Raw genomic sequence first — 20,592 nt, 5'->3', positions numbered from 1 at the left:
GGTTGGAAATTTGGATGATGGGGTGCCCTGCCTTACGCCAAGTGACGGGCCAGCGGGCACGGAAACGTGGGGATATTATGAACGAAGGAACCGCACGGGTTAAGGAACTCTTAACATCTGGCGAACGCTGCCTCCGAAATTCATAAGAACAGTAATTGTCGGGACAACTACCGGGCCGCAAATATATAAAAAGGGATTTGCCGTAGTCCGCATTGTTAGGATTTGGTCTTATGGTCTCGCAGAAAATCGAGGAATTGGTCAGCCGGAAGCGCATTTAGGCACTCGGCCACCGTCAGCCCCCCTTTTCGCGCGGCTATTACCCCCCAGCGGATATCGTCGATGCCCCCCGTGCTGTGGGCGTCGGGATTGACGGAAATGAGCACCCCGCGTTCCCGGGCGTAGGGGAGCCACTGCCAGTCGAGATCCAACCGGTAGGGATTGGCATTGAGCTCAATGGCGACGCCGTGCTCGGCGCAGGCGTCGATAATGCGCCGGTGATCGATGGGGTAGCCCTCCCGGCTCAGCAACAGCCGCCCCGTGGGGTGCCCCAGGATGTTGGTGGCGGGGTGGCGGATGGCACCCAGCAGCCGCTCGGTGGCCCGCTCCTCATCCATATTGAGGTTGCTGTGAACGGAAGCGATAACTACCTCAAAGCCAGCGAGTAAGTCATCGTCATAGTCCAGGCTGCCGTCGGAGAGGATGTCGCACTCCGTACCCTTCAGGATGCGGAAGGGGGCCAGCTCCCGGTTCAGGGTGTCGATCTCGGCCCACTGCTCCCGTACACGGTCGGGCTTCAGTCCGTTGGCGTAGAAGGCCGCCTGGGAGTGGTCCGTGACCAGCAGGTATTCGTAGCCGCGTGCGCGCGCCGCTTCGGCCATCTCCCGCAGGGTATGGATGCCGTCGCTGTAGGTAGTGTGGCTGTGCACCACTCCGCGAATGTCGGCCGCGGTGATCAGGTCGGGCAGGGGGGTGGGGGTCGCCGCCGCGTCGAGGATCCAGTCCTGTTCGCGTTGTTCGGGGGCGATCCACTGCACCTGCGCCCGCGCAAAGACCTCCCGCTCGTCGGCCAGCCCGGAAAAATCGAGGTCCGGAAACCGGGCGACAAAGGCGGCCAGAAACTCGGGGCTGCCGGTCCGCCGAAACTGCTTGCTGCCGAAGGTTTCCGGCGTACAGTGGTACAGCGTCACGGAGAGTTCGTCGACTTCCCCGTGGGTGGCGGTTTCGTCATTATTTTTAACAACCAACCCAGGAATTTCGGCGACGAGCGCGGGTGCAAGGGTGGTGAGCAACTCAATGCGGGCCAGGGTGGGGCAGCCGCGGCGGAGGGCTCCGGTAGGCGCAAATTGCTCGTCGGGGTACCGGTTGCGGAGCTGCTCGAGCAGGGCGTCCGCCGCGATGGCGAGGGTGCGGTACAGGAAGCGGCCGCGGCTGCGCTGCAGGAATTCAAGCTTTTGCTTAAGGGATTCTTGGGTCTTCAGGCCGAACCCCTTCAGTTCCACCAGGCGATTCTCGTTTATGGCATAGAGTAGCTGTCCGACGGTGGTGACCCCGAGCCCGTCCCAGACCGCCTTCACCTTCTTCGGGCCGAAGCCGCTGATGTTCAGCATCTCCCGTATGCCTTCCGGGGTCTGGGTCCGCCACTTTTCCAGGGTCTCCATTTTCCCCGTCGTCGCCAGTTCGTGGATCTTGCCCGCGATGGCCTTGCCGACGCCTTCGAGTTTTTGAAGGTCCTCCTCGGACATGCCGGCCAGGTCGCGCTCGTCCTTGCGCAGCTTGTTGTACGCATTGGTGTACGAGCGGATCTTGAAGGGATTGTCGCCGTGCAGCTCCATGAGCTTGCCCAGTTCGCGGAAGTGCCGGGCGATCTCGGGGTTCGTCATTTTGCAAAGGTAGCTTTAGTAGCAGGTAGCAGGTAGCATGTACGCTGCAGTGCGCTACCCGCTACTAGGTACCCGCTCTACCCGCTCTACCCGCTCTACCCGCTAAACTACGCACTCAGCATCGCCGAGATATTCGAGGCGGCGGTGGGGTAGGCGAAGATGAGGTCCTTGAGGTCGCGCACGGAAATACGGCGGCGGATGGCCACGTAGAGCAGGTTGATCAGCTCGGTGGCATCGGGACCGAGAAGGTGGGCGCCGACGAGGACCTGATCCGCTTCGTCCACGAGCAGTTTAAAGCCGAATACGCCCTCATTGAGGTGGTGGGGATGGAACCAGGAGCTGGCCGCCTGGTAGTGCACGGTGATCTCCCGATCAGAGTCCTCGGCCTCCTGGGCGGTCATACCAACGCTGGCCATGCCCGGGAGGCAAAAGGCTACCGTTGGGATAGGGTAATAGTCGAGAGCGAGATCATTGCCGTGAAACAGGTTCTGCGCCAGCACCCCGGCCGCGTGGGTCCCCACCGGCGTTAAGGGCAGACCGGTGTCGGCACAATCGCCCAGCGCGTAAACGTGGTCGAGGTTGGTGCGCAGGCGCTCGTCGACGCAGATGCGGCCTTTCTTGTCGGTCTTGATACCGGCGCGATCGAGCGTCAGCTTTTCGGTATTGGGGATGCGGCCGGCGGCGTGGATGACGCGGTCGGTAAGGAGGGTAGTGGTGTTGCCGCCGGTATCTTCCAGGTCGACCTCGAAGCGATCGCCCTTGCGGCGTACGGCGGTGGCCTTACTGTTGAGTTGGTATTTCATGCCGCGCGCCTCGTCGGACTGCCGGAGCAGGGCGCTCAGGTCATGATCAAACTTGTCGAGGGGGACGTTCTCGGTGACGACCAGCGTGATGCGGCAACCCAGGGCGTGGCAAATGTGGGCCGCCTCGGTGCCGATGTAGCCGCCGCCTACGACGATCATTTCTTCGGGCAGGTCCTCCATCTCGAGGAACTCGTCGCTGGTGAGCATCAGCTCATGACCGGGAATGTCGAGCGGGGCCGGCCGCATGCCGGTGGCGAGAATGATGGTCTCCCCACGGACTTCGCGGTCGCCGATGAGGAGGGTGTGGGTATCCTTGAAGCTTGCGTAATCGGAGTACACGTCGATCCCGTTGGACTTCATTTTCTTCCGGCTCCCCCCGGGCACGGGTTCGGTAAAGGTGCGCTTCCAGGCGATCAGGTCGGACCAGGAGAAGGGAGGGGTAGAAGTGAAACCCTTACCCGCCAGACAACTCACGCGGTGCATGGCCTCGGCCGCGGCGTGGAGAACCAGCTTGGGGTCGCAGCCGCGCAAGGGACAGGTGCCGCCGTACTCCCGGCCCTCGGTGATGGCAACCGTCTTGCCGGCTTTGGCGGCGGATACGGCTACGGATTGTCCGGCGGATCCGGCTCCGACGACGATGACGTCGTAGTTAATGTCAGGCATGTATATTGTTTAGGGTGGCGTCCTGTTGTACTAATTCGCCAGACTGCGTGAGTGTTGCAGGATACCGTCGACGATGATCTGCCCGTGGTCGCGGGTATTCTCGATAAACAACTTACTGGTTTGCAGGCCCGCGCAGGCTACGCCGGCCATGTAGACGCCGGGGAGACTGGTTTCCAGGGTGTCGGGGTCGAAGACCGGCTTGCAGTAGGCGTCGTGGTGGACGGGGAGTCCCAGCCGCTCGAAAAGTTCGTAGTTGGGTCGGTAGCCCGTCATGGCCAGCACGAAGTCATTGGGCAGGGTGACCTGTCCGTCCGGCGTACCGAGCACCACCTCGCGGGGCCGGATCTCGTCGGTCGTGGTGTTGAAGTAGGCTTTGATGCTGCCCTCCTTGATGCGGTTCTCGATGTCGGGCTTGATCCAGTATTTCACCCGGTCGTAGATGCTGTCGCCGCGGATGGCCATAGTGACCTCCGCGCCCTTGCGCCAGCACTCCAGGGCGGCGTCGCAGGCGGAGTTGGCGGCGCCGACCACCAGGACCCGCTGGCCGATGTAGACGTGGGGGTCGTCGTAGTAGTGGCGCACCTTGGGCAGGTCCTCGCCGGGGATGTTCATGAAGTTGGGCGTATCGTAAAAGCCGGTGGACACCACCACGTTGCGGGTGCGGTAGCTATCTTTTTCGGTCACTACCTCGTAGCCTTCGTCAATGGGTGTCATACGCTCCACCGGCTCGTAGAGGTGAATGTTGAGATCGAAGCTGTCGACCAGCCGGCGGTAGTACTCGAGGGCTTCCTTGCGGGTGGGTTTGTCCTGGTGGCTGATGAAGGGGGTGTCCTGGATCTCCAGCTTCAGCGAGGTGCTGAAGAAGGTCATGTTGACCGGGAAGTGGTACAGGCTGTTGGCGATCACGCCCTTCTCGATGATGAGGTAGTCGAGCCCGGCGCGCTTGGCGCTGATGGCTACGTTGATGCCGGAGGGGCCGCCGCCGATGATGACAAGGTCGAGCATACGCGAGGTAAATAGTGGGTACTGCCATAGGACACGTAAACGCGAAGCATGGTTCAGGAGGGCGGCTTGCCGTTCGCCGCGTCGGCGATCTTTGTATGTTTGTGGCCTCAACGCCCCGATACATGCCGTTCCGCGACCTGAGCCAGATCCAGGACCTCAACCTAAGATTTCTCGAGCGGCTGGACAACAGCCTGCCCCGCTCGGAGCCCCGCGGACTCTACGAGCCCATCGCCTACATTCTCGAGGTGGGGGGCAAGCGGGTGCGGCCGCTGCTGGCGCTGATCGCCGCCCGCATGTTCGGCGACGACCCCGACCTGCCGCAGGGAATGCCGGTGGCCCTGGCGGTCGAGGTGTTCCACAACTTTACGCTCCTGCACGACGACGTCATGGACCAGAGCCCGCTGCGGCGCGGCCGGCCTACCGTCCATGAGCGGTGGGACGTGAACACCGCCATCCTGAGCGGCGACCTCATGCTGATCCGGGCCTACGAACTGCTCAACACCCTGCCCGACCGGCGCCGGCTGCCGGAGCTGCTGACCACCTTCAACCGGGTGGCCACCGGGGTCTGCGAGGGGCAGCAGTACGACGTGGACTTCGAGCGGCGCGCCGACGTCAGCATCGAGGAATACCTCCGCATGATCGAGCTCAAGACGGCTATCCTCCTGGGTGGGGCCCTAGAATTGGGTGCCCTGGCCGCCGGCGGCAGCCGCGAGGATGCCGATCATTTATACGCCTTCGGACGCCTTACCGGGCTGGCCTTTCAGCTCCACGATGACCTTCTCGACGCCTTTGGGGAAACGGCTACTACCGGCAAGTTGACTGGCAACGACATCATCCGGAACAAAAAAACTTTCCTGTACATCAAGGCGGTGGAGGGCTTGCAGGACACGGAGCGCGAGGAGCTGATCCACTGGTTCAGCCACACCCCGGCGGACCCCGGCCCCAAGGTGGCGCGGGTCACGGAGCTGATGCGGTTGCAGGATGTGCCGCGGCTCGTGGCCGAGTTGCGCGACGAGTTGCAGGAGGAGGCCTACGCCCACCTCGACGCCGTGGCCGGCGATCCGCAGTGGAAGCGGGTACTGCGGGCTGTGGCCGAAGATTTGCTGCAGCGTACCTATTAGTCTACAGCTCGATCTTGCCGGTGAACCACTGTTCTTCGAAAGTTGCCTCCTGCCGGCTGTAGAACCGCAGGGCGCTGTCGTCGGACTCCACTACCTGCCACTTCAGCAGTTGACATTCCTTCTCGCGCCCGCGCTGCTTGAGTTCGTCCCACAGCTGCTGCCCGATGCCCTTTCCGCGGTAGGCCGGGTCGGTTACGAGGTCTTCCAGGTAGATCATGCGCCCTTTCCAGGTGCTGTACACGAAATTGTAGAGGGCCAGGCCTACCACTTTACCGGCTTCCAGGTCTTCCGCGACGATAAAGTGGAAGAACCCGGCGCTGAAATCGGCCCGGAAATTGTCGATGGTCGCCGTGAAGTCGTGGGCGGCGTCGAGGTGGTGGGCGAGTTCGCCCACCAGGCGGTAGGCGGCGGGTAGGTCGTGGGCGGTGCCCTGGCGGATAGTTACGTTCATGGCCGCAAAGGTACAGGTACGGTGGACTAAAGGGTCAGCTTACCGTTGTACCATTCCTTTTCAATTTCGGCATCCTGGTTCTCGTAGAAGCGGATGGCGTCCTCGTTCCAGTCTAGTACCTGCCACTTCATCAGCTTGCACCTGCGTTCCCGCCCGCGTTCCTTCAGGACATCCCAGAGGCGCTGTCCGATGCCGTGGCGCCGGTATTCCGGGTCGACGACGAAGTCCTCCAGGTAGAGCATGCGGCCCTTCCAGGTGCTGTAGACGAAGTTGTAAAGGGCCATACCCACGACTTTCCCGCTACCGGTTTCCTCGGCTACGATGACGTGAAAGAAGCGGTCGGTAAAGTCCTCGTGGTACTCTTCCAGCGTAGCGGTAAAGGCATCGGCCGCGCGCTCGAAGCGGGCCAGCTCGCCCACCAGTCCGTGTACGGCGGGGAGGTCGGCGGCGGAGCCCTGACGTATTTGTATACTCATGCCCGCAAAGTAACGGCGTGCCTACCGAAGCATGACCTTCCTGACCGCAAAGTTGCCGTCGGGGAGGTTGATCCGCAGCAGGTGCAGGCCGGCTACGGCCCTGGCGGACACCGACAGGCTACCGTCGGCGGGCAGTGTGCCGCGCTGCACGTTGCGGCCGGCGGCATCGTACAAGGTATAGGTATAGGCCCCCGTCGTGAGTCCGGAGACCCGTACGACGCCACCGACGGAAACGGGGTTGGGGCTCACGGAGAGGCTGACCTGACGGACCGGCCGGCCGGTGGCCGTAGCTACCTCGCTGCGGGAAGCGAGGCCTTCGAACAGGCCGAGGGTGCGCAGCAGGGCGGGCTGTACGCATTCGGTGTGACTGCGTTCACCGCCCGACTCGATCATGACCGTTGTGGACCCGTTGATGCGCATCACGCTGTCGGCGAGGATGGCGTTCTCGAAGGGGACCTGCTCGTCGTCCGTACAGTAGTAGAGCAGGGTCGGGGCTTCGGGAGCCCAGTCATAGGTATCGTTGTCGCGCAGGGCCTGAATGATCCGGCTGTCGGGGTCGTTTTCCTCAAGCTGCTGGCGGATGGAGTCCTGGAACATGTCGGCCAGCCGTTCGTCGCGGTCCTCCAGCAACTGGTAGAGTTGGTTGTTGAAGCTGGTGCCGTCGATGACGTCCATATTGAAATCCTCGATGACATCCAGATAGGGCTCCTTGAATACCTCGCCCAGGTTGTCGTAGATGCCGTAGACGTTGTCGTAGCTTACGTAGGTATAGATGATGTAGCCGGGCAGGGTAGCAGGCTCCTCTTCGAAGGCCGCCCGCCGCATGACGTCGCTGATGCTGTAGGGGCCGGACAGGTGGGTGGCCGCCGTGACGGTCAGGTCGTCGTCACCCGGATTTTCCTGAATGTCGCGGTGGAGCGCCTGCACGGCGTGGCCTCCCTGGCTGTATCCGGTAAGGAACAGCTGATCGTTGTAGGGGATTTTCTGCTCCGCGAGCCACTGGCGGGCGGCGAGTAGCAGGTCGCGTCCCGCGCTGGCTTCGCTGGCGGCGTGCACGTAGGGGTGAAAGCCTTCGTTGTCGCCCAGGCCGAGGTAGTCCGGCGCTACCATCACGTATCCGTAGGAGGCCATCAGGTCCACCAGGGTGCGTTCGGTAACGCCCATACGGCTGGGCACCGCCTCCCGGTTCGTTACGGTACCGTGCATGTACGCGCCCAGCGGGAACTCCAGGCCACGGTCGTACGGAATCGTCAGCAGGCCGCTGGCGGTATCGGGTTGGCCCTGGGTATCGATGGTGCGGTAGCGTACTTTGTAATTGACCACGTTGTAGGGGCCGGCCAGAAAGGTGAGCTGGCTTCGCGGAACGCTGTCTTGTTTCTCGACGCTGACGTAGGTCTGGGCGCGGACGCAGGTGCTGAGCGCGCAGAAAAGGAGCAGGGTAGACAGGTACTTCATCTGGGGAGCATTGTAGTCGGAAGGTAAGTAAAGCGGGGGGCGATTATCGCAAAAACTTATCTTTCGACCGGTCGGGTAGCATGGTACAAATAAAATCCCTACCTTTGCGGCCCGAAATTTTTCGCTTTAACTGATTAGTCGGCCGTACGCGGCGGGCTATTTACTAAAGGCTTTATACTATGCCCGTTTACCTGACTCAGGAGAAGATGGACGACATCTTCACCGAATACGGCGGATCCGCCCAGAATACTGGATCCACCGAAGGACAGATCGCTCTGTTCACCTTCCGCATCAAGGCCCTCTCGGACCACCTGCGCGAGCACCCGAAAGATCACAGCAGCCGCAAGGCGCTGCTTTCGCTCGTCGGCAGCCGGGGCAAGATGCTCAACTACCTCAAGCGTAAAGATCTTGAAGGTTACCGTTCGCTGATCGCCAAGCTCGGTATCCGGAAGTAGGAATTCGCGAAGAAAGTGGCGTACGGCTTGGTTAAATAAGTTGGACGTGCTTACCTTTGCGACGCTTTAGAAATAAAGCATCCTCCAGAGCCCCTAGCTCAGCTGGCTAGAGCACCTCACTTTTAATGAGGGGGTCCAGGGTTCGAGCCCCTGGGGGCTCACATACGCTAAGCCCCGTCCGCGTTCCGTGGATGGGGCTTTTCTTTGTGCCGTACTACCGATACGGATTCATATACCATACCTGAAATAGAAATGCCGCAACTCACCAAGATAGGTGTCTTTTACGACGGAAATTACTTCCTCCACGTTAGCAACTACTACAACTACGATCATCCGCAGCGCCGCCGGCTGTCCATCACGGGCCTCCACCAGTTTATCGAAGCCCGCGTAGCCCAGGAGGAAGGGGTCCCGCTGCGGCGCAGTAAAATCGTGGACAGTCATTACTTCCGCGCCCGCCTCAATGCCACGGAGGCCCAGCAGCGGGGCAGCGCCCTGTATTACGACCGGGTTTTCGACGACATCCTGATGTCGAGCGGCGTCACCACCCACTACGCCCCCCTGCGGTCGACCCACGGACGGCGGCAGGAAAAGGGGATCGACGTGTGGTTCGCCTTGGAAACCTTCGAGCAGACCCTGCTACACCGGTTCGACGTGGTGGTGCTCATCGCGAGCGACGGTGATTACGTTCCGCTCGTCCGTAAGCTCAACGCCCTGGGCTGCAGGGTCATGATCGTTGGTTGGGACTTTGAATTCACCACTGACAACGGCAGCGGCATGGTTACCCGTACCAGCCAGGACCTGCTGCGGGAGGCGAGCTATCCGCTGGCGATGTCGGAGATCATCGACCACCCCAGTTCGGAGGCGGAGGCGCGGCTGGTGCATCACTTGTTCGTCAGCGACAAGAAGAAGGATGCACCTACACCCGCGGCCGAAAACAAGAAATCGGACAAGGTCGTCTTGGAGGAACCCGTGGAGGGCGAGATCGGGGAAGTCATGGAGAGCCAGATCTTCAGCCTGAAGGGTGGGTATGGTTTCATCACCTACCCCCCGAACAATCTGTTCTTTCACCATACCAACGTCAAGAACGTCCGCTTCGAGGACCTGCTGGAGGGCGACCCCGTCGAGTTCGTGCTCAGCCACAGTGACAAGGGTAAGCTGGTGGCCCAGGAAGTATACTTCCTCGGAGAGCTGGAGGGCGACGAGGGCGAACAGGAGTAGGGGTGATCTTCATCAGTCGTAAACTCAAGGGCGACAGCCCCCTGCGGCAGTGGACCGACAGCGTGGGCGAACGGCTGGAGGCGCGGTCCCTGCTCGCATTCGCGGCGGTCCCGTTTACAGCACCTGCGGACGCCGACTGGTGGTTCTTTTACAGTTCCCGGGCGGTCACATTCGCCGGTGAGGTACCCGATGGTACCAAATTGGCCGCTATCGGCGGCGGTACGGCAGCCACGCTGCTGACCGCCGGCCGGCGGGTGGACTTCTGCGGCGACGGTCACCCGGAGCGGGTAGCCGAGGATTTTTTGGCCGTTGCTGAGGGTCGTCGGGTTTTCTTTCCCCGCGCCCGGCAGTCGCGTCTTAGTGTGCAGTCCGCGCTGACCGACCGACTTACGGTGCTAGATGCGGTCTGCTACGATAATCGCCCGGCCCCGCCGCGGGAGCCGATCGAGGCGCGTACCTACATCTTCACTAGCCCGCTCAACGTCGCTGCCTACCTTGATCACTTCGCACTGTCACCTGGTGCGCGCGTCCTGGCCATCGGTCCGAGTACGGGCGGCGAACTGGAGCGGCGGGGTATCCCGTGTACGTGGCCGGCGGAGAGCAGCGAGGCGGGGCTGGTGGAGTTGCTTGAGCGTCCTGCACCCTAAATCGCCCTGCGTTTACAACCTATCAGATTTTTTTGCCACCACCATATTGCTTAGAAACTGGGCGGGTGGGGTAGGGCCGTTGCATTGTGGTGCAGCGGCCCATCGCTATACGACGTGGCACGTGGAGCAGAGAGATCAGCCGCCCGCCGGATGCCTAACAGGTGTTCCGTCGCCTGGAAGTTGCATACTCCCGTGTCGCGCCAGCCCGCGTAGTCTAGTGCGGAAGACCAGCCCCACTCGAGCGGGTCATGGACAAGTCCGGCCTTGACGGGGTTATCGTGGATGTACAAAAAGCAAATCTGGAGGTACGGCACGAAGCGGGTGAAGGGCTCATCATCGGCCAAGTCTGCGGCATCCGGGTAAAAATTGGCGTAGCCCGGCTTCTTTTTGGTCCTGATCCGGAACAGGGAGCCCCGTCGTCGGTACTGCCCGTTGATCGCTCGGGTGTAGCTGCTGAGCATGATTTTAAGCGCGTGGCTCAGGTTCTGCTGGTACTTCACTTCGGTACCGTCTTCATCCGCCGCGAGGAACCGCCCGCACGGACTGGGTTGGCACCCCCGCGGGGTGGGTTTGAGCAGGAAGTGAAAATGATCGGGCATCAGACAGAACGCTAATACGTCGGCGACCGGCACGAGGTGCTTTTTCACTTTCTCCAGGAAGTAGTGGTAGTTACTCTCTTCCTTGAAGATGGTCTCGTAATTGATGCTCTGATTATAGACGTGGTAGATAACGTGTTCGTGGTACATGCGGCAAATCACGGTACCCGCAGTCTACGCTGGGTGGACTCGTGTTAACTGTGGGTTAAGAATGCCGAACTGGTACGTAGGGCTAGTGGCCGGTCGACTAGTCGACCGGCCACTAGCCGACCGGCGGCTCCTCCACCGGCCACTAGTCGACCGGCCGCTACCGCACCGGCCACTCCGCCAAAACCATCCCCAGCCCCCACCCGTTCCCCCTATATGATAGGCTGGAAATTCTCAAACTACATCGCCGGGCAAGACGACGAAACCCCCTTCGAAAAGCTCCTCAAGCTCTTCCAGGAACTCCTTACCCACACCTCCGGCAACGTCGGCGAAGCCCTGCAGTGGCTCACCAACCTCGACCGGCAGTACGAACTGACCAACGAAGACTACAGCATCGGAGACTTCATCCAGGAGCTCATCGACAAAAACTACATCGAACCCGGCGACGGACCCGGTAAGCCCGGCTACGTACCCACCGCCAAGATGGAGGGCGAGCTGCGCCAGAAAGCCCTCAAGGATATTTTCGGCGACATCAAGAAGACGAAGCGCGGTAACCACTCCACCCGCTACAGCGGCCGCGGCGACGAGACCACCTCCGAGCGCCGCCCCTTCGAGTTCGGCGACGCGCTCGACAAAATGGCCGTCAGCGAGAGTCTCCGCAATGCCCAGATCAACAACGGCATCGACGACTTCAAACTGACCACCAGCGACCTCGAAGTCTACGAAACCCACTACCAGGCCCAGATGTCAACGGTGCTGATGATCGACATCAGCCATTCCATGATCCTCTACGGCGAGGACCGCATTACCCCCGCCAAGAAGGTGGCCATGGCGCTCAGTGAGTACATCACCACCCGCTTCCCCAAGGATACCCTCGACATCATCGTTTTCGGCAACGACGCCTGGCCGGTGGAGATCAAGGACCTGCCCTATCTCCAGGTGGGCCCCTACCACACCAACACCGTAGCCGGGCTCGAGCTGGCCATGGACATCCTGCGCCGCCGCCGCAACCCCAACAAGCAGATCTTCATGATCACCGACGGCAAGCCCACCTGCATCAAGCGCGGCAAACGCTACATCAAGAACAGCATGGGCCTAGACCGCACCATCGTCAATCGTACGCTCAACCTCGCCGCCCGCCTGCGCAAGATCAGCATCCCAGTCACCACCTTCATGATCGCCCGCGACCCCTACCTCGTACAGTTCGTGCAGAGCTTCACCGAGACCAACGGCGGCAAGGCCTACTACAGTGGGCTACAGGGCCTCGGCGACTTCGTTTTCCGCGACTACAAACGCAATAAGAAGAAGTGATGCGCGCTGCCCTGGCTGTACTGTTGCTACTTTCCTGCGGAGCGCTGCAGGCCCAACTTACCGTGGGCGCGGACGCAGGTGCAGGTTCCCTGACCGAACGGCGGGCCACCCTGGTTCCGGAGCCGCTCGCGGTATGTAAGCCGGCGGCCTTGCGGTTGGCAACTGACCCCGGCACCCGCGTTCCCGCCCCCTTTGCCGAGACAGTCGGATCCTTCGAGTCATCTGACTTTGATTTCGCTTCGACCAAGCCTTATCTGGCGTTTTTCTGCCGACTGGAATTGAATATCGAGGCCGCTACTCACTTTCCCGTAAGGTTCCGCCTGGGCGAGGTGCGGGGTTGGCAACAGGAACTGACCAAGCGCGACTAGCAAAACCCTTCCCGGAGCACCTACTGCTGCCCGTATTGGGGCATTGTACGGGTAGTGCTAGGATAGGATGAAAGCAATCATCAAATTGCGAACAAAACCGGTGTACCTACGTTGGTATAGGTAAACAACACCTATGTCTACCAATCCCAACCCCCTGTTCGTTGAAGAAAAGAAAGGCCAGCACATTTATCACAATGTTTGGGGCGGGGACGATCTGCACATTGGTATCTACCGTCCGAAGAGTCTGAGTCTGCACGAAGCTAACCGCAAGACGACGGAGCGCATGATCAAGTTGCTGCCGCGTATCAAGCGGGCATCGAAAATTCTAGTGGTTCAGTCAGGCTTCGGAGGCGCCGCACGCTTTATCGCCGAGAAATACAAGTGTAAGGTCTGGTGCCTCAACGACGACGAAAAGCAAAATGAATACAACGAGCGGAAGATCGAAGAGCTCGAACTAAGCAAAAAAGTGAAAGTTGCGAAGGGATTCGTTGAATACATGCCTTACGACCCCGATTACTTCGATTTCGTCATCGCCCAGGATGCATTCAGCCTGACCGGCAAAAAGCGCGAAACCTTCCGGGCGATCCACCGCGTCCTGAAGCCCGAAGGCCGGCTCATCATCAGCGCTCTCATGCGCAGCGATACCTGCGACGACCCCGATTCCGAGAAACTTATCAAGAAACTGCCGCTCGAAGAACTCATCACAGAGGAGCAGTACGGTACCGACGCCGCCCGCGGATTTTTGCAGCAGATCTACAGCATCGAGCTCTCGGAGCAGCTCGTACACCACTACACCAAGGTGCTGTATACCCTGCAGGCCAACAAGGAGAAGCTCATCGAACAGAGCAGCGAGCGCTTCGTGAATGAACGCATCAAAACCTACAAGAACTTCATCCGCCTCGCCGAGGACGGTTGCCTGGATTGGGGGATCATGATGTTTCAGAAGATGAATAGTTAGTGCGCTCCCTGTGGTCGCTTTTAGTTCGGTAGTTCTGTAGTCTTGCTCCCGGCGGTCGCTGGTAGTTCTGTAGTCTTGCTCCCGGCGGTCGCTGGTATTTTGGAGGCTAGCTGGGCTGAGGTGAACCTGCCTCGAGTCGCGGAATTTGAACTACAGAACTACAGAACTACAGAACTACAGAACTACAGAACTACAGAACTACTCACTCCTCCTCAAAAGGTAACAACAGCTGCACCCCCTCGCCCCCTTCCCGCTCCAGGTTGCTCACGCTGAGGCCCAGTAGTCGGACGGTGGGTACCTCCTCTACGTTTTCGTCCAGTAGTTGGTGGGCAATCTCCCTGAGGTCTTGGAGTTTGCGGATTTCGCCGCTGAAGCTGCGGCTACGGGTATGGATGACGAACTCCGGACTCTTCATTTTCAGGGTCACGGTGCGTCCGTAGTTGTCCCGCTCGACGAGGTAGGCAAAGACCTTTTCCGCCAGCCAGTCGAGCTTTTCCTTCATGACGGTAGGCGAGCTCACATCATCGGAGTAGGTGCGTTCGGCCCCCACGCTCTTACGGTTGCGGTTCGGGTTGACGGGGCGGTCGTCCAGTGCCCGGACGATGCGGTAGTAGTGGCGCCCCACTTTGCCGAAGCGTTGGGCCATTTCCATTTCTGAAAGCCTGCGTAGGTCCCCGCCCGTCCGGTAGCCCATTTTGTGCATCCGGGCCGCGGTGACCTTGCCGATGCCGTGAAAGTCCTCGACCGGCAACTGGGCGAGAAAGTCCGCTGCCTCCTCCAGCATGATCACCTTCATGCCGTTCGGCTTGTTGATGTCGCTGGCCACTTTGGCGAGAAACTTGTTAAAACTCACCCCCGCGGAGGCGGTCAGGTCGGTGGTCTTGAAGATCTCGTCGCGGATCGCCTGTGCGATGAGGGTGGCGGAGGCCGGACCCCGCTTGGTTTCCGTAACGTCCAAATAGGCCTCATCCAGGCTGAGGGGCTCCACCAGATCGGTATAGGAGTAGAATATCTCCCGGATCTGATCGGATACCTCCCGGTATTTCTCAAAGTTCGATTTGACGAAGATGAGATCGGGACAGAGGCGCTTGGCCGTCACGCTGGGCATGGCCGACCGCACGCCGAATACCCGGGCTTCGTAACTCGCGGCCGCCACTACGCCCCGCAACTTGCTGCCGCCCACCGCAATGGGTTTGCCGCGGAGCTCGGGATTGTCCCGCTGCTCCACGCTGGCGAAAAAAGCATCCATGTCGATATGGATGATCTTTCGCGCTTTAGTAAGGGGCGCGCGGTTGGCTTTTCGCTTCCATTTCATGCATCAGGGCCTCGGTGTCCGCTGTGAGATCGTCCAGTTTACGTTGTGCCCGGTCGGATAGTTCATCCCCCCGCCCAAGCGCATTTTCCAGTTCCCTGCGCCGTTTCCCTAGGTCCGTGAGGCGGTCCAGGGCACCATCGTCGCTCAGGTCCCGGGCCTGTTCGCGTAGGTCGGTATAGAGTGACTCCAACCGGTCAAGGGCGTCGTCGTATTTCCCGTCGCGCAGTTTTTCACGTTCGCCCCGCAGGAGGTTCCAGGCGTCGGCCCCTAGGTCGCCCGCTTTACGGACGATCGCTTCGCTTTGCCGGCGTTCGGCGGGGGAACCGTAAAAGTAGTTGTAGGCCACGACGGCCACCACCAGAATGATGGCAAATGTGAGAAGGGAACGAACCATGGCAAGACTTTACGGTAAAGATAACGGCTTTGCGTAGTCACTATTGTTGGTCGGAAAAATGCAGCCGGCACGATTCTGACGTATCAGGTGTCACTATTTAGTTTATTTTACAGTCCGTTCTGCTGTAACCCGCTGATAATAGCGGAAATTTACCCAAAAAACTTACAAATAATTTGTTTTAAACTTGTTTGGTATTCCAACAAGGGCTAAATTTGTTTTATCAACAGCAGGTTTCAAACATGGACCTAACGATCAGAGTAAGCAAGAAGGGAACCCGGGTAGTCAAGGCGAGCGAGCTGCATCGCGCGCTCGGACTTTCCGATCACCACTACCAGGCCAACGTCCGGACCTGGATCAGGGATATCTACCAGTTTTCCGACGGCATCCGCAAGCCGGTGGGCATGCAGGACTACGCCCGCTCCGCCCACACCAAGACCGATGTCGTTCACGAGTACTATTTCAACCTGGAGCTGGCCCGGCTCGTCGCCCTGGCCACCAAATCGAAGGTGAAGCAGGCCATCGCCACCAAGCTGAGCAAGGAAGCCGATGTTTACCCCGACCGCGTACAGCTAACCGCGGAGGAGACCCTGCAACTCCTGGAGCAGACCAAGGCAATGACCCGAATGAGCTGCCAAATCGCCGCTGAGGAGCGTCACCTCAACGCCTACATCCGGCGTACGGGATCGGCAGACTACTGGAACCGCTTCCGGGTAGACAACGTGGTGAAGACGACCATGGAAGAATTGCGCAACGCGCTCACCGATCGCAAGATCCCCTTCAATCGCAACCACCGGGTGCGGGAACTCATGGTACGCCACGATCCGCTGGAATGTATCCGTATTGGCATCGTAGACCACTACGCGGCACAGGGATTCAGTATTCCCTACGCCCTCCAGCTGGGTAAGCTGGCCCGCGAACTGGCGGATACCATGCACCTGGAAGTGAGTGACGACCGCCAGGGTGAGGGACTCTTCACCGCACCCGCCGATGGCGAGGTGATCCGCAACCTTCAGCGCGTAGCTGCCTGATTAAGGGCGCAGGACTGCCCTCCGGTTTTGCGGAGCTGGCATCATCAGGGGCCCGGTGTGCACTATCGATCCTTAATCTCACCAATCCACGGGAATAGGGTAGGGATGAGGTGCCGTCGTTGGAACTCACAACGACGATACACCGGCGGCCGCAGCGTGACGCGGCGGCGCTGACGTCAGAAATCATTGTTCCTTGCCCGCTCCGGCGGCCGCATTCTGGTGGTCGACCACGAACCGGAAGAACCAATAGACCAGCAGCGCGCTCTTGCCCGCATAGTCTACCGGCCGCAGGGCGTCCTGGTACTGCTGCATAATTGTCTCGTCCTGCTCGAGGAAGGGCCGGAGGGTGGTGAGCAGCTTCGTGTACCGAGGGAAATCTGCGGCCGGCGGGACGTCTTTTGCGCCCAGCTTCTGGCACAACTGCTGAAGCAGGGGTGTGCTGTACGGCGCGTACGATTCCGGGTACTGGCCCATCAGGTAGATCGAGGCCATATTGTAATCGTCGTCGTGGTAGTGCGTGGGCTCCCGCGCCTTGGGCTTCGCGTCGCGGTACCGGTTGAACAGTTCGTTGACGTAGAAAACGAAGCGCTGCACCCGACCTTCCAGGTCTCGGTCCTCACTGAAGAGGTCGCGGAAGGCGTCGCGGACGAAGTCGGGCTCCCATTCCATGATCGCGAGCATGCTCCGTTTGGGGTCGTAGCCGCCCCGCCGGTAGTGGCGGCGGTTGGTTTTACTGTCCAGGGCGGTATCGTAGCTGGCTGCCAGGTCTTTAGCTTCCACGTTAAAGTGTTCCTGCCAGTTTTGCTGCGTTTCCCAGAGGGGTAAATAGGCCAAAGCTTCGTCGGTCAGCATCCAATTTTTGAATTCTGCCACCGATTGGCGGATTTTAGGAACCTGCATAGCCACAAAATTACGATCTTTCCTTAGTCATGCACCACCAGCCGGATTCCCTTGTATTCATACGGCGACTCTACGACAATTACGCTTCCTACGATCTGGTTATCGACAGCCGCCTTGTAGGACAACCATTGCGCGCGCTGTTCTTTGCCCTCCGCGGGGAACGTCGCGACGGACACGCTTACGTTGCCCCCCTGATTCGCCTCGGCGTCCGGGACTTCGTTGTATCGCGTGAAGGGTTCACGGCCCACCGCGAAGCCATCGGTGCGGCCATGGAGGCAGTAGGCGGCGTACCTCCCCGGATCCATCAGGTCGACCGTCCGTTGTGGGTGCTCCAGCAGCTGGCCCGCCATCACCGCCGGCAGTTTGATATACCGATCGTGGCCATCACGGGAAGTAATGGCAAGACCATAGTAAAGGACTGGCTTACGGAGGTGCTGTCGCACGACCGAAACGTATGCGCCAGTCCCCGTTCGTACAACTCCCAGGTCGGTGTTCCGCTATCGCTCTGGAACCTGAATCAGCACCACGATATCGGCATCTTCGAGGTAGGGATCAGCGAACCGGGGGATATGGGCATTCTAGCGGACATCGTTCAGCCCAGCCACGGAATCCTGACCAACGTGCTGACGGCCCACCAGCGCAACTTCGAGGACCGCAACCACCTGCTGCGGGAAAAAATGTCCTTGTTCCGCGGCGTAGACCTGTTGGTACTCCCCAACCAGGAAGAACTTGTAGAGGCCGCGCGCGGCGTTCTGGACCGCGGGCAGCTATACCGATGGTCGGGCTCGGGGCGCCGGGGCATACGTATCAACGGAAATGACCGGCTGGTCATCTTGCCCGAACTGCCACCGGTGTATCTCGACAACGCCAGGTCGGTAGCAGCCTTCTCCTGTGCGTTCGGCTTACCGCTTCACACCTTTATTTCGGTAGCCGGCGGCTTTGTCCCCCTCAGCAATCGCCTGGAGCAGCGCCGCGGCCGGGAGGGTGGCCCCGTGATCAACGACAGCTACAGCAACGACTTCAGCGCCCTCGCCGCGGCGGTAACCTTCGCCGAGGCACAGGACCCCTACGACAACCTGGCGCTGATCCTCGGTACCGTACAGCCACTGGACGACCTGGCCGACCGCCTGCGCGCCCTTCTGTCCGGCCGGGTCGACCGCCTGCTGCTGGTGGGGGAAGCCAATGCGGCCTTCCGTCCTGTCTTTCCGGAGGCCACCTATTTCGCCGATGTACCCGAACTGATACGCGCGCTCCCAGAGCTCAGGTTTAAGGAGCAAACGGTGCTGGTAAAGGGAGCCAGCCGGGAGGGCATGGACCAGGTGGCCGACATGCTGAGCCGGCAGCTCCACCGTACCACGCTGGAGGTCGACCTCACCCGGATGAGCCAGAACTTTCGATCGTATAAAAACGGCCTCCCGCCGGAGTGCAAGGTTATTGTGATGGCCAAGGCCTCGGCCTACGGCAGTGGTGCCCTGCCCGTTGCGCGTAGGCTGGAGGATGTCGGCGCGGACTACCTGGCCGTTGCTTATCCCGAGGAGGGCCGTGAGCTGCGCCAGGGGGGCATCCGGCTTCCGATTATGGTATTGAACGCTGAGGCCTACAGTTACCCCCTGCTGGCCGAGTACGACCTGGAGCCGGTGGTACACCGCACCGAACAGCTCCGGTGGGCGGCTACCCTGAAGCTGCCCGTCCATATCGAAGTGGATACCGGTATGGGGCGCCTCGGTTTCCCGGAAGCGGAATTTCGTCAGCTCCATAGCGGGCAGCCGGGGCTCTCCGGAGTACAGGTTGCCAGCATCTTTACCCACCTGGCGGCCAGTGACGACCCCGTACACGACGCTTACACGGTGAAGCAGCTTAGCGACTTCGACCGGCTCTACGAGGAGTACCTGAAGGGCGGCGGCGCGCGGGTGCAACGTCATGCCCTGAACAGCAACGGCATTTCCCGCTTCCCCCAGAATGCTTACGATATGGTCCGCCTGGGGATCGGTCTCTACGGCATCGGCGACGAAAGCATGCGCATGCACCTGCAGCCGGTACTCACCCTGACCACTACGGTCACCGCCCTGCAGAACCGCAGCGCCGGGGAAACGGTCGGTTACGGGCGCCGGGGCGTCATCGACAGCGACAAGCGCCTGGCCGTACTCAGCATAGGCTACGCCGACGGGTTGCCCCGCCTGGCGGGGGGGGGGCGCTTCGCCGTGCGGATCCACAACCGCTACGCCCCCACGATCGGAAGTGTCTGTATGGATATGTGTACGGTGGACGTCACCGGGATACCCGATATCAAAGTAGGCGATGAGGCCGTCATCTTTTCTCCCGACCACCCAATCGAGTTACTGGCCGGGGCGGCGCGCACCATCCCGTACGAGATACTTACCGGGATCGGCAGTCGGGTCCACCGGATCTACGTAGGGGAGTGATCCGCTCGCCCGCCTGCGTACCTTGGGGCCATGAAAGTGATATTCCTAGACCCCGACGCCCACCCCTTCCTGCGCGAGCAATTACGGGCGGACGGGCACACGGTCGACGTTCACAGCACCTGCGATCGCGCCACGGCCCTGCGGTTGTTGCCCGACTACGACGGCCTTATGATCCGCTCCCGCTTCGATATTGACCGCGAGATGCTGGACGCCGGCGGCGACCGGCTGAAGTTCGTGGCCCGTTGGGGAGTGGGTACCGACCACATCGACCTCGCATACGCCCGCGAACGGGGAATAATCGTTTTCAATAGCCCGGAGGGCAGCAAGCATACGGTCGCCGAGCACGCCGTCGGGATGTTGCTCATGTTGCTTAATCACCTCGGACGGGCCGACCGGCAGGTCCGGGCGGGGGAGTGGGTCCGCCGGGGTAACGTGGGGACCGAGCTCCAGTACCTGACGGTAGGCCTCGTCGGTTACGGCAATATGGGGCAAATGACGGCGCGACGCCTGCAGGGCTTCGGCTGCCGGGTGATCACGCACGACAAGTTCCGTACCGCGTACGGGGACGCGTACGCCGAGGCGGTTTCCCTCGAGCAGTTGCAGCGAGAGGCGGACGTGGTGAGCCTGCACATGTTTCTGGAGGGCAACCGGTACTACGCGAATGCCGACTGGTTCGCCGCCTTCGCCAAACCGGTATACCTGATCAATACGGCCCGCGGCCTGCTGGTAAATACCGCCGATCTGGTCGACGCCATGGAAGCCGGCCGCGTACTGGGAGCCGGACTGGACGTGAACGAATACGAGGAGCAGAGTTTCGTGAAACTGGAGCCCGACGCCCTGCCCGAGCCCTACCAGTATCTGCGCCGTAGCGACCGGACCGTGCTCACCCCCCACATCGCTGGCTGGAGCCACGAGGCCGAAGAGGGCCACGCCCGCACCTTATACAAAAAGATCACTGAGGCGTTTACGGGGGTATAA

Annotated in this window: 20 protein-coding genes and 1 tRNA gene; 11 read left to right on the top strand and 10 right to left on the bottom strand. The window is 60.6% G+C overall.

The genetic code is table 11. The features are described from left to right. Window positions 1-215: 215 nt before the first annotated feature. The 3 genes from DQG19_RS03670 to DQG19_RS03660 form a co-directional block, all read right to left on the bottom strand. Window positions 216-1,880, bottom strand: coding sequence for a DNA polymerase/3'-5' exonuclease PolX (locus DQG19_RS03670; protein WP_116124844.1), 1,665 nt, complete (start codon window positions 1,878-1,880; stop codon window positions 216-218). A 107-nt stretch (window positions 1,881-1,987) separates the two neighbouring features. After that, entirely contained in the window at window positions 1,988-3,346 is a 1,359-nt protein-coding gene (locus tag DQG19_RS03665) for a dihydrolipoyl dehydrogenase family protein (protein ID WP_116124843.1), read from the bottom strand. Between the two features lie 30 nt (window positions 3,347-3,376). After that, entirely contained in the window at window positions 3,377-4,351 is a 975-nt protein-coding gene (locus DQG19_RS03660; protein WP_116124842.1) for a YpdA family putative bacillithiol disulfide reductase, read from the bottom strand. 122 nt (window positions 4,352-4,473) lie between these two features. Between DQG19_RS03660 and DQG19_RS03655 the strand changes: the two genes are divergently transcribed. Then, the gene (locus tag DQG19_RS03655) at window positions 4,474-5,472 is read left to right on the top strand and encodes a polyprenyl synthetase family protein (RefSeq protein WP_116124841.1); all 999 of its coding nucleotides are present in this window, start codon (window positions 4,474-4,476) and stop codon (window positions 5,470-5,472) included. A gap of 1 nt (window position 5,473) precedes the next feature. On the opposite strand, the gene DQG19_RS03650 is transcribed toward DQG19_RS03655, so the two are convergent. The 3 genes from DQG19_RS03650 to DQG19_RS03640 are packed head-to-tail and all read right to left on the bottom strand — an operon-like array spanning window position 5,474 to window position 7,854. After that, window positions 5,474-5,923 (bottom strand): GNAT family N-acetyltransferase, encoded by a 450-nt coding sequence (locus DQG19_RS03650; RefSeq protein ID WP_116124840.1) that lies wholly within the window; start codon window positions 5,921-5,923, stop codon window positions 5,474-5,476. Between the two features lie 26 nt (window positions 5,924-5,949). Further along, on the bottom strand, window positions 5,950-6,399 hold the full coding sequence (locus DQG19_RS03645) for a GNAT family N-acetyltransferase (RefSeq protein WP_116124839.1): 450 nt from the start codon (window positions 6,397-6,399) through the stop codon (window positions 5,950-5,952). Between the two features lie 21 nt (window positions 6,400-6,420). Then, window positions 6,421-7,854, bottom strand: coding sequence for a T9SS type A sorting domain-containing protein (locus DQG19_RS03640; protein ID WP_116124838.1), 1,434 nt, complete (start codon window positions 7,852-7,854; stop codon window positions 6,421-6,423). 179 nt (window positions 7,855-8,033) lie between these two features. On the opposite strand from DQG19_RS03640, the gene rpsO reads away from it, so the two are divergent. The 4 genes from rpsO (at window position 8,034) to DQG19_RS03620 (ending at window position 10,174) form a co-directional block, all read left to right on the top strand. Then, complete coding sequence (rpsO, locus tag DQG19_RS03635; RefSeq protein ID WP_116124837.1) at window positions 8,034-8,309, top strand: 30S ribosomal protein S15; 276 nt, start codon at window positions 8,034-8,036, stop codon at window positions 8,307-8,309. Window positions 8,310-8,396: 87 nt separating this feature from the next. Beyond that, window positions 8,397-8,470, top strand: a tRNA-Lys gene (locus DQG19_RS03630). Window positions 8,471-8,561: 91 nt separating this feature from the next. After that, complete coding sequence (locus DQG19_RS03625; RefSeq protein ID WP_116124836.1) at window positions 8,562-9,527, top strand: NYN domain-containing protein; 966 nt, start codon at window positions 8,562-8,564, stop codon at window positions 9,525-9,527. A gap of 2 nt (window positions 9,528-9,529) precedes the next feature. After that, the gene (locus tag DQG19_RS03620; protein ID WP_157974294.1) at window positions 9,530-10,174 is read left to right on the top strand and encodes a uroporphyrinogen-III synthase; all 645 of its coding nucleotides are present in this window, start codon (window positions 9,530-9,532) and stop codon (window positions 10,172-10,174) included. A gap of 50 nt (window positions 10,175-10,224) precedes the next feature. On the opposite strand, the gene DQG19_RS03615 is transcribed toward DQG19_RS03620, so the two are convergent. Continuing rightward, complete coding sequence (locus DQG19_RS03615; protein WP_116124834.1) at window positions 10,225-10,920, bottom strand: hypothetical protein; 696 nt, start codon at window positions 10,918-10,920, stop codon at window positions 10,225-10,227. A 213-nt stretch (window positions 10,921-11,133) separates the two neighbouring features. Between DQG19_RS03615 and DQG19_RS03610 the strand changes: the two genes are divergently transcribed. The 3 genes from DQG19_RS03610 (at window position 11,134) to DQG19_RS03600 (ending at window position 13,554) form a co-directional block, all read left to right on the top strand. Continuing rightward, on the top strand, window positions 11,134-12,228 hold the full coding sequence (locus tag DQG19_RS03610; protein ID WP_116124833.1) for a vWA domain-containing protein: 1,095 nt from the start codon (window positions 11,134-11,136) through the stop codon (window positions 12,226-12,228). Continuing rightward, entirely contained in the window at window positions 12,228-12,596 is a 369-nt protein-coding gene (locus DQG19_RS03605; protein ID WP_116124832.1) for a hypothetical protein, read from the top strand. Before DQG19_RS03610 ends, DQG19_RS03605 begins: the two co-directional genes overlap by 1 nt. A gap of 133 nt (window positions 12,597-12,729) precedes the next feature. After that, the gene (locus DQG19_RS03600) at window positions 12,730-13,554 is read left to right on the top strand and encodes a class I SAM-dependent methyltransferase (protein ID WP_116124831.1); all 825 of its coding nucleotides are present in this window, start codon (window positions 12,730-12,732) and stop codon (window positions 13,552-13,554) included. Window positions 13,555-13,756: 202 nt separating this feature from the next. Here DQG19_RS03600 and dinB read toward each other — a convergent pair whose 3' ends face one another. Further along, the gene (dinB, locus tag DQG19_RS03595) at window positions 13,757-14,869 is read right to left on the bottom strand and encodes a DNA polymerase IV (protein ID WP_116124830.1); all 1,113 of its coding nucleotides are present in this window, start codon (window positions 14,867-14,869) and stop codon (window positions 13,757-13,759) included. Further along, the gene (locus DQG19_RS03590; RefSeq protein WP_116124829.1) at window positions 14,829-15,263 is read right to left on the bottom strand and encodes a hypothetical protein; all 435 of its coding nucleotides are present in this window, start codon (window positions 15,261-15,263) and stop codon (window positions 14,829-14,831) included. The genes dinB and DQG19_RS03590 overlap by 41 nt, the downstream gene beginning before the upstream one ends. Before the next feature lie 239 nt (window positions 15,264-15,502). Here DQG19_RS03590 and DQG19_RS03585 point away from each other — a divergent pair, with 239 nt between their 5' ends. Further along, entirely contained in the window at window positions 15,503-16,291 is a 789-nt protein-coding gene (locus DQG19_RS03585; protein WP_116124828.1) for a hypothetical protein, read from the top strand. Between the two features lie 183 nt (window positions 16,292-16,474). On the opposite strand, the gene DQG19_RS03580 is transcribed toward DQG19_RS03585, so the two are convergent. Beyond that, window positions 16,475-17,191: a hypothetical protein gene (locus tag DQG19_RS03580; RefSeq protein ID WP_116124827.1), complete on the bottom strand. Its 717-nt coding sequence runs from the start codon at window positions 17,189-17,191 to the stop codon at window positions 16,475-16,477. Between the two features lie 29 nt (window positions 17,192-17,220). Between DQG19_RS03580 and alr the strand changes: the two genes are divergently transcribed. Continuing rightward, a complete protein-coding gene (gene alr / locus DQG19_RS03575; RefSeq protein WP_116124826.1) occupies window positions 17,221-19,614 on the top strand; it encodes an alanine racemase in 2,394 nt (797 codons plus the stop codon). Between the two features lie 30 nt (window positions 19,615-19,644). Next, window positions 19,645-20,592 (top strand): NAD(P)-dependent oxidoreductase, encoded by a 948-nt coding sequence (locus tag DQG19_RS03570; protein WP_116124825.1) that lies wholly within the window; start codon window positions 19,645-19,647, stop codon window positions 20,590-20,592.

Origin of the sequence: Lewinella sp. IMCC34183 (genome assembly GCF_003390915.1) — a bacterium.
Classification (GTDB): domain Bacteria; phylum Bacteroidota; class Bacteroidia; order Chitinophagales; family Saprospiraceae; genus Neolewinella.
This window is presented reverse-complemented; position numbering and strand designations above follow the sequence as displayed.

What these genes read in the sequence shown, in the direction of transcription:
- dinB (WP_116124830.1), bottom strand. Translation starts at nt 14,869, where the DNA reads ATGAAATGGAAGCGAAAAGCCAACCGCGCGCCCCTTACTAAAGCGCGA.
- DQG19_RS03665 (WP_116124843.1), bottom strand. Translation starts at nt 3,346, where the DNA reads ATGCCTGACATTAACTACGACGTCATCGTCGTCGGAGCCGGATCCGCC.
- DQG19_RS03640 (WP_116124838.1), bottom strand. Translation starts at nt 7,854, where the DNA reads ATGAAGTACCTGTCTACCCTGCTCCTTTTCTGCGCGCTCAGCACCTGC.
- DQG19_RS03580 (WP_116124827.1), bottom strand. Translation starts at nt 17,191, where the DNA reads ATGCAGGTTCCTAAAATCCGCCAATCGGTGGCAGAATTCAAAAATTGG.
- DQG19_RS03570 (WP_116124825.1), top strand. Translation starts at nt 19,645, where the DNA reads ATGAAAGTGATATTCCTAGACCCCGACGCCCACCCCTTCCTGCGCGAG.
- rpsO (WP_116124837.1), top strand. Translation starts at nt 8,034, where the DNA reads ATGCCCGTTTACCTGACTCAGGAGAAGATGGACGACATCTTCACCGAA.
- DQG19_RS03590 (WP_116124829.1), bottom strand. Translation starts at nt 15,263, where the DNA reads ATGGTTCGTTCCCTTCTCACATTTGCCATCATTCTGGTGGTGGCCGTC.
- DQG19_RS03660 (WP_116124842.1), bottom strand. Translation starts at nt 4,351, where the DNA reads ATGCTCGACCTTGTCATCATCGGCGGCGGCCCCTCCGGCATCAACGTA.
- DQG19_RS03610 (WP_116124833.1), top strand. Translation starts at nt 11,134, where the DNA reads ATGATAGGCTGGAAATTCTCAAACTACATCGCCGGGCAAGACGACGAA.
- DQG19_RS03605 (WP_116124832.1), top strand. Translation starts at nt 12,228, where the DNA reads ATGCGCGCTGCCCTGGCTGTACTGTTGCTACTTTCCTGCGGAGCGCTG.
- DQG19_RS03650 (WP_116124840.1), bottom strand. Translation starts at nt 5,923, where the DNA reads ATGAACGTAACTATCCGCCAGGGCACCGCCCACGACCTACCCGCCGCC.
- DQG19_RS03625 (WP_116124836.1), top strand. Translation starts at nt 8,562, where the DNA reads ATGCCGCAACTCACCAAGATAGGTGTCTTTTACGACGGAAATTACTTC.
- DQG19_RS03645 (WP_116124839.1), bottom strand. Translation starts at nt 6,399, where the DNA reads ATGAGTATACAAATACGTCAGGGCTCCGCCGCCGACCTCCCCGCCGTA.
- DQG19_RS03670 (WP_116124844.1), bottom strand. Translation starts at nt 1,880, where the DNA reads ATGACGAACCCCGAGATCGCCCGGCACTTCCGCGAACTGGGCAAGCTC.
- DQG19_RS03600 (WP_116124831.1), top strand. Translation starts at nt 12,730, where the DNA reads ATGTCTACCAATCCCAACCCCCTGTTCGTTGAAGAAAAGAAAGGCCAG.
- alr (WP_116124826.1), top strand. Translation starts at nt 17,221, where the DNA reads ATGCACCACCAGCCGGATTCCCTTGTATTCATACGGCGACTCTACGAC.
- DQG19_RS03615 (WP_116124834.1), bottom strand. Translation starts at nt 10,920, where the DNA reads ATGTACCACGAACACGTTATCTACCACGTCTATAATCAGAGCATCAAT.
- DQG19_RS03655 (WP_116124841.1), top strand. Translation starts at nt 4,474, where the DNA reads ATGCCGTTCCGCGACCTGAGCCAGATCCAGGACCTCAACCTAAGATTT.
- DQG19_RS03585 (WP_116124828.1), top strand. Translation starts at nt 15,503, where the DNA reads ATGGACCTAACGATCAGAGTAAGCAAGAAGGGAACCCGGGTAGTCAAG.